The sequence below is a fragment of the Pseudolysinimonas sp. genome, assembly GCF_044239695.1.
Classification (GTDB): Bacteria; Actinomycetota; Actinomycetes; order Actinomycetales; family Microbacteriaceae; genus Pseudolysinimonas_A.
The window spans coordinates 32,882-39,561 of record NZ_JBIIAW010000017.1 but is presented as its reverse complement, the minus strand read 5'-3'; the positions used below and the strand labels follow the sequence as shown (position 1 = coordinate 39,561).

Genomic DNA, 6,680 nt, shown 5'->3' with positions numbered 1-6,680 from the left:
CTGACCGGCGCTCCCTCGGCGACGAGCGTGGACGACGGAACGGATGCCGACGGCGACGGCACCCCGGATCCGACCGAGAGCGCGACGCCCGAGGCGACCGATCCGGCGGCCGTCGACCCCGCCGCGACGCCGAGCGCGACCCCGACCGATGGCAGCGACCTCGCCTGGGTGACGCCGGAACTCCAGGCCGAGTACGACGCCTTCGACTGCGCGAGCCTGGCGACCGAGACGACGAACGTCGCCCCCGCAGACGAGCCGCTCATCACCTGCGAGGCCGACCTCTCGATCAAGTACCTGCTCGGTCCGGTCGAGGTGGACGGCTCCAACATCAGCGATGCCCGTGCCGGGCAGCAGCAGGGTGCGAACGGCGCCCTGACCAACGCCTGGGCGATCTACCCGACCTTCGACGGCGAAGGCACCGAGCAGTTCGCCGCGATCACCACCCGCCTCGTCTCGCTGCCCGCCCCGCGCGACCAGTTCGCGGCGGTGCTCGACGGCAAGGTGCTGATCGCCCCGTCGACGAACGCCGCGATCACCAACGGTCAGCCGGAGATCACCGGGAGCTTCGACCAGGAGACCGCGACGACGATCGCGAACCAGTTGAAGTTCGGGGCGCTGCCCGTGAGCTTCGAGGCGCAGAGCGAGGAGCGCATCTCGGCGACCCTCGGCGAGAGCCAGCTCGCCAGCGGACTCATCGCTGGCGGCATCGGTCTTCTGCTCGTCGTCATCTACTCGTTCTTCCAGTACCGGCTGTTGGCCTCGGTGACGATCGCGTCGCTCGTGGTCGCCGCCGTCATCACCTACCTGACGATCACGATTTTCTCGTGGGGTCGCCTCGACTACCGTCTGTCGCTGGCGGGGGTCGCGGGTCTCATCGTGGCCATCGGCTTCACCGTGGACTCGTTCATCGTCTACTTCGAGCGCATCCGCGACGAGCTCCGCGACGGCCGAGCGCTGACCGGCGCCGTCGAAGCCGGTTGGAAACGCGCCCTGCGCACGATCTACGCGGCGAAGGGCGTGACGCTCCTCTCGGCGATCGTGCTCTACATCGTGGCGGTCGGCAACGTGCGCGGATTCGCCTTCACCCTCGGGATCACCGTCGTGATCGACGTCCTCGTCGTCGTGCTGTTCACGCATCCGATGCTGCAGCTCCTCGCGACCCGACGCTTCTTCCTGTCCGGGCATCCGCTCAGCGGCCTCGACCCGCAGGCGCTCGGGGCGGTCTACCGCGGCCGTGCCGAGTTCCGCCCGTCGGCGGAGGCGCGGAAGGCGGGCGCGAACCGCGAAGCGGAGCGGCGTCAGACGATCGCCGAGCGCAAGGCGGCCGAGCAGGCCGCACTCGGGTCGAAGCCGTCGACCCCGAAGTCGGCCCCTTCGAAATCCACGACCGCTCCGTCCAAGGGGAAGAAGTAATGGCCAGCGGTCTCACGCGCTTCGGCAACGACCTCTACACCGGTGAGCGGTCGGTTCCGTTCATCCGCTTGCGCCGGATCTGGCTGAGCATCGCCGCGGTGCTCATGCTGCTCGCCCTCGCCGTGCCGTTCGTGCGCGGAGCCGGCGACTTCGCCGCCGGGTTCAACTTCGGGATCGAGTTCCGCGGGGGCTCGCAGTTCCAGGTCTCCGATGCGGCGATCCCCGACGGCGAGGACCAGCCCGACTCGACGCTCGCCGAAGAGGCCGTGCGCTCGGTCGTGCCGGACGCCGTCGCCCGCGTCAGCATCGTCGGCGACTCCGGAGTCCGGGTGCAGACCGACCAGCTGACCAACACCGAGACCCAGGAGGTCGCCCTCGCCCTCGAGGAGGCCTACGACTCGAGCGAGGTAACCTCGTCGTTCATCGGGCCGACCTGGGGCGCCGACATCACCCGCCAGGCGCTCATCGGCCTCGCCGTGTTCCTGGTGCTCGCGATGGTCATGATGGCGATCTACTTCCGCACCTGGAAGATGTCGCTCGCCGCCATCCTCTCGCTGCTGCACGACCTCATCATCACGGTCGGCGTCTACGCGCTCTCGGGCTTCGAGATCACCCCGGCCGCGGTCATCGGGTTCCTCACGATCCTCGGCTTCTCGCTGTACGACACGGTCGTCGTGTTCGACAAGATCCGCGAGAACACCTCCGAGATGTCGGATGACTCGACCCGCACGTTCGGGGAGACGGTCAACCTCGCCGTCAACCAGACGCTCGTGCGCTCGATCAACACCGGCGTCGTCGCCGCGCTCCCGGTCGCCGCGATCCTCTTCATCGGATCCTTCGTGCTCGGCGCCGACACGCTCCGTGACATCTCGCTCGCGCTGCTCGTCGGAACGATCATCGGCACGTACTCGACGCCGTTCGTCGCCTCGCCGCTCTACGTCTGGTTCCGTGAGAACGAGCCGATGATCGCGCGTCGTGACAAGCGGGTGCTCGAACTGCGGGCGAGGTCGGCTGCAGACCGCAAGCACGTGCGTGACCCAGCTGGCCAAAGAGGAGGCTAGCGGCGCTGGAGAGTCGCCGGCGACTTCAGTGGCGTTTCGACCCCCCCTGCCGGGCCTTTACGCCGCCTTTGCGTGGCCAAGCCGTGTCGACAGCTTCCGCTTTCCGCTCGCAATCCGACTCGTTGACCTGGGATAGACCGATCCGTCTTCCCAATCCTCCTGTCGCCGAGGTAGCCTCAGCTGAAGCCCGCGCTACAGGGGCGCGGGTGTAGAAGGGATCTGGGATGCTGAGAAAGAAGACAGCCACGGCGGTGGCCCTCGCTGTTGGGATCGTTGCGCTTAGCTCGATTAGCGCGTCGGCGACACCCCATTACGACTACCACTACGACTCGTACGTCCCGACTTGCAATCAGTACTGGGACTGGTGGGGTTGGAACAACTGGGAAAGCGGGAACGGAATAGCAGTCACGAATCGCGAGGTCGGAGGGTGCGCGGCGGCGCTCCAGGTATCGCTCAACCACGGAGCGTACACAACCAAGTACACATCCTCCGTCAGCGTCTCGATGAATGGGGTCAAGGCATCGACCTCACAACACCGCTACGGCGGTACTGGCTCTTCGATTAGCGTCTACTAGGTTCATGAGGCGGAGGGGCCCTATTCTGAGTTCGGAGCCCCTCCGCCTTTGGAGCAGTCCGCTTAACCACGCCATTGCTAGTTGAAGTCAGGATCAAAAGTGCGGCGAACCGTCTCTATCCTCGTCATGCTCGCCGCGGCCGGTCTATTCGCGAGCTGCACCTCGGTTTCGGCCGAAGTGGGACGGCTCTCTTCGGAGCAGATTAAAGAGATTGCCGAGACTGCCGAGGAGAATGGCTGGGTCGAACAGGCCGACGCTTTGCGAGACGGCCAAATCGAATCCGTCGAGTACCTGGCCGCTTACGATCGGTTTGCTGCTTGTTTAGTCGCTCGAGGGTACCCAGCACCGGAAACGTGGACTAGTCCAATCGATGGCTTCGGGCTGATCATCGAGGTGGATGCTGGTGGAAGAAGCGAGGACCAAAAAGGACAGGACGTCCTCGCGTGTCAAGATCGCTATTACGGCATGGTCCAAGGAGTGTACGAATCCACGACGCCCTACGACATGGATGAAGGTATACGTCTTGCGACGCTCGAGTGTCTTCGTGATCGAGGCTACGACGTTTCGGGCGAGGAAGACACACCTGCCGAAATGGCCGGACCCGAGCCGCTCACTCCAGATGGATCGAATTCGGAGCGCTGGTCGGCGACTATCACTTGCCTCCAAGACGCCCAATTCGAGCTGTTCCCCGAAATTCCGACTGCTGTAGTGGCATACCTTTGAACCGTCTGGTCAATCGATCCAATCAACTGCGAGACTCTCGAGTTGTCGCTGCTGCCAACGTGGGGCAGGATGCGCCCCGTAGTCCGCGGCTCCGAACGATTCTGCTCGCTTCTGGTCTTGTGCTCTGGGTGCTTGCGCCGACACTGGCAATTGCGTGGCTGACCCTCGCTCAATCCAGCCAAACGTTCTCGCAAAGGGAATTGGTCCTAGTTCACCCTCGGGGGCCTGACGGCCCGATCGAGACGAGCGCCTCACTGATGTTGGACTGGAGCCCGCCGATTTCAGTGGTGGCGCCAAATTGGACCGGGGTGCTCCAGCGCGTCAACTTCAGCGGGGGGTCAACGATATCGTCAGGCGACTCGGTCGCGCGGGTGTCTGGGGTCGACCGCGTAGCCTTTCATTCTGAGGAGCCCTTCTACCGACCCCTTACGCTTGGCGACACGGGTTCTGACGTTGCGGCTCTAAACTCTTTTCTGCGCAGCCGAGGTTTGAGTGCACCGGACGTCGACCGCTTTACGACCCAGACGAGGACCGCCCTAATCGAGTTTGGAAGGAGCATCGGCGTACCGACGGCGGTCGGCCGCGACTTTGATCCCGGATGGTTGGTCTACCTTCCGAGAGAGGTGGTGATCGTCGATTCATCCGATTTGACGGTTGGCGCACAAGCGCCGTCGCCCGGGACTGAACTCTTTAATGCGCGACCAGTTCTAGAAGCGGCGGTCCTAGTCCAATTTCAGGAGCCGGTCACGGAAGATGAGCAGTCGGCTAGCGAGCCTGTGTCCTCTCTCCCGATTACTGCGGGGCCGGATGAGCAGCTCTTCGTTGGAGATTCCGAGTACCCCTTTTCCGAGGCCATGGACGCTGTCGCGGCAGACGTCCTGGCTGACCTCGGCGAGAGGCTAGATCCCGCCGCGCGGGTCATTACCGTCACTTTGCGATCACCTAGCGATCCGATGTCGTGGCTCCTGCCGAGCGCTTCGCTTGTACAAGACGCCGACGGACTGACATGCGTCGTTGTCGATGTTCGAGGTATCTCGATCCCGGTCGGGGTCGAGATCGTCGCCGAACGAGACGGGATCGTCACTGTACGCGGTGAACTGGACGAAAGCATGAAGGTACTTGTCGCGGCCCCGACCGAGTATCGATCATGTCGGTGACGGTGCGCGGTTTGAGTGTTCGGCTTGGCGGAAAGCAGATTCTTGAGCGTGTGGATGCAACCTTTTCCCCGGGGCTCACCGCGATCAAGGGACCTTCCGGCGCGGGTAAGAGCACGCTCTTGGGTGCCATTGCAGGTCGAGTTCCATTGTCGGCCGGCACGGTTTCTAAATCTGACCCTGGCCCAGTCGGGTGGATATTTCAATCCGCTCCTTCGCTCCTCAACCGCACGACGCTTGACAATGTTGCGCTAGGCCCGATGTCGACAGGAGTCTCTCACCCTCGGGCCAAGCTGATTGCCATGGAGAAGCTCGTGGAGCTACGTATGGAACATTGCGCTGATCAGCCCGTCTATCGTCTATCTGGGGGCGAGCGCCAGCGAGTAGCCATTGCTCGCGAACTGACTCGGGGTTCGGGAACTGTGCTTGCGGATGAGCCGACTGCAGCACTCGATGCGCGCTCGCGCGAACTGATCTGTGAGGCGTTACGTGCTCTAAGCAACACAGGGGCCACAGTCATAATCGCTACACACGACGAGTTTGTCAGCGAGCAATGCGACGTGACGTATGTCCTCGACGACGGCTATTTGGATCTGGCATGACGGGACGCTCGGGCTTTCGTCTGCGTGATCTCGCGATTGAATCTGTGCGAAACGTTCTAGCCGCTCGTGGGCTGTCGGTCGTGACGGCTGCGGTTGCACTTTTCGCTTCCGCAGCGATCGTGGTTGGCACGGCGTTTGAGGTCCATCAGCTTAGCGGCAAATACGACGAATTTGTCGCAGCAGGCGGCAACGTATCGCTCATTACGCCGATCGAAGAGGGATATCTGAGCGCGGCTCGATGCGAGGAACTGAACGTCCTGCCCGGCGTCATTAGCGCCGGCGGCCGGTCGGAGTTCTCCGGCGTTCACCCAGCTCTGGCCCCAGAGGTCACGGCATGGATTGTTCGCGGGACTCCAACTTTCGCGGATGTAATGTGGCCGAACCTTAGCTATGGCGGTACAAGGAGCAGTGTGACTGTAGGCTCGTACTTGGTGGATCGTCTGGGCCTCACAGCTGACTCTTGGCTGCGGCTGGATACGCCCGATGGAACGCGTGACCTCCAAGTGGGGCAGATCCCGCTCGGCGTGCCTCGTGATCCGACATACGACCGTGCGATCTTCGTTCCAGAAGTTGGGCTCGCTGAGGTCGATAGTTGTTTTGTCGAGGCTGAGCCATCCGCCGCGAGCCGAGTTGCGAAGGTCCTCGACGGGTGGTTTGACCAGCGCGTGGGTATCTCGCCATTTACGCACGAAATCGGCCCGACGGACAATGATCTCGTCACGAGGCTCTCGCGCTTCCTTCCGTTCGGCGCGCTGTTTACCGTTCTTGCGATGTTTGTGGTCTGGATTCGGGCGAGGAAAGCAGATTATGCGCTTTACCAACTCTTGGGGATGCAAGCGCGGACACGCCTCTTCTTCGCCTCAGCTGAGTACCTCCTCCTGATCCTTGTCCCGATGTCTATCGGCTCGCTAGTTGCGCTAGTGGCGGCGAGACCTTTGCTGACCGGCGGTCTTGTGCTCTCAAGTGTTTCGCTTGACCTTGCGGTTCTCGCTAGCGGCAGCTTGCTTGCCCCGACGATCGGAGTCTTGGCTCTCGGCCGCTCGGACGTGGTCGGAGAGCTCAAAGGTCGCTAACAAGGGGGCGGTCAGCGGCTCGCGGGCGCCTCTGTGCAGGCTGTGCCATGGTCTCCCTTAACGTCGCTGGAGTCGCTCG

At 63.1% G+C, this 6,680-nt stretch carries 7 protein-coding genes; all 7 read left to right on the top strand.

Features of this window, described 5'->3' with window-relative positions:
* Positions 1-1,413, top strand: a 1,413-nt coding sequence (gene secD / locus ACILQS_RS04520) for a protein translocase subunit SecD (RefSeq protein WP_395638914.1), incomplete at its 5' end; no start/stop codon positions are given.
* Positions 1,413-2,474, top strand: a complete 1,062-nt coding sequence (gene secF / locus ACILQS_RS04515) for a protein translocase subunit SecF (RefSeq protein WP_395638913.1) — start codon at positions 1,413-1,415, stop codon at positions 2,472-2,474. The genes secD and secF, both read left to right, overlap by 1 nt.
* Positions 2,475-2,698: 224 nt before the next feature.
* Complete coding sequence (locus ACILQS_RS04510) at positions 2,699-3,049, top strand: hypothetical protein (protein ID WP_395638912.1); 351 nt, start codon at positions 2,699-2,701, stop codon at positions 3,047-3,049.
* A gap of 99 nt (positions 3,050-3,148) precedes the next feature.
* Entirely contained in the window at positions 3,149-3,772 is a 624-nt protein-coding gene (locus ACILQS_RS04505; RefSeq protein WP_395638911.1) for a hypothetical protein, read from the top strand.
* 308 nt (positions 3,773-4,080) lie between these two features.
* Complete coding sequence (locus ACILQS_RS04500; protein ID WP_395638910.1) at positions 4,081-4,929, top strand: hypothetical protein; 849 nt, start codon at positions 4,081-4,083, stop codon at positions 4,927-4,929.
* A complete protein-coding gene (locus ACILQS_RS04495; RefSeq protein WP_395638909.1) occupies positions 4,920-5,528 on the top strand; it encodes an ATP-binding cassette domain-containing protein in 609 nt (202 codons plus the stop codon). The genes ACILQS_RS04500 and ACILQS_RS04495 overlap by 10 nt, the downstream gene beginning before the upstream one ends.
* Positions 5,525-6,601, top strand: coding sequence for a hypothetical protein (locus ACILQS_RS04490; RefSeq protein WP_395638908.1), 1,077 nt, complete (start codon positions 5,525-5,527; stop codon positions 6,599-6,601). The genes ACILQS_RS04495 and ACILQS_RS04490 overlap by 4 nt, the downstream gene beginning before the upstream one ends.
* Positions 6,602-6,680: the final 79 nt, after the last annotated feature.

Excerpts from the sequence above, each read along its gene's own strand:
- secF (WP_395638913.1), top strand. The coding sequence starts at position 1,413 with ATGGCCAGCGGTCTCACGCGCTTCGGCAACGACCTCTACACCGGTGAG.
- ACILQS_RS04510 (WP_395638912.1), top strand. The coding sequence starts at position 2,699 with ATGCTGAGAAAGAAGACAGCCACGGCGGTGGCCCTCGCTGTTGGGATC.
- ACILQS_RS04495 (WP_395638909.1), top strand. The coding sequence starts at position 4,920 with ATGTCGGTGACGGTGCGCGGTTTGAGTGTTCGGCTTGGCGGAAAGCAG.
- ACILQS_RS04490 (WP_395638908.1), top strand. The coding sequence starts at position 5,525 with ATGACGGGACGCTCGGGCTTTCGTCTGCGTGATCTCGCGATTGAATCT.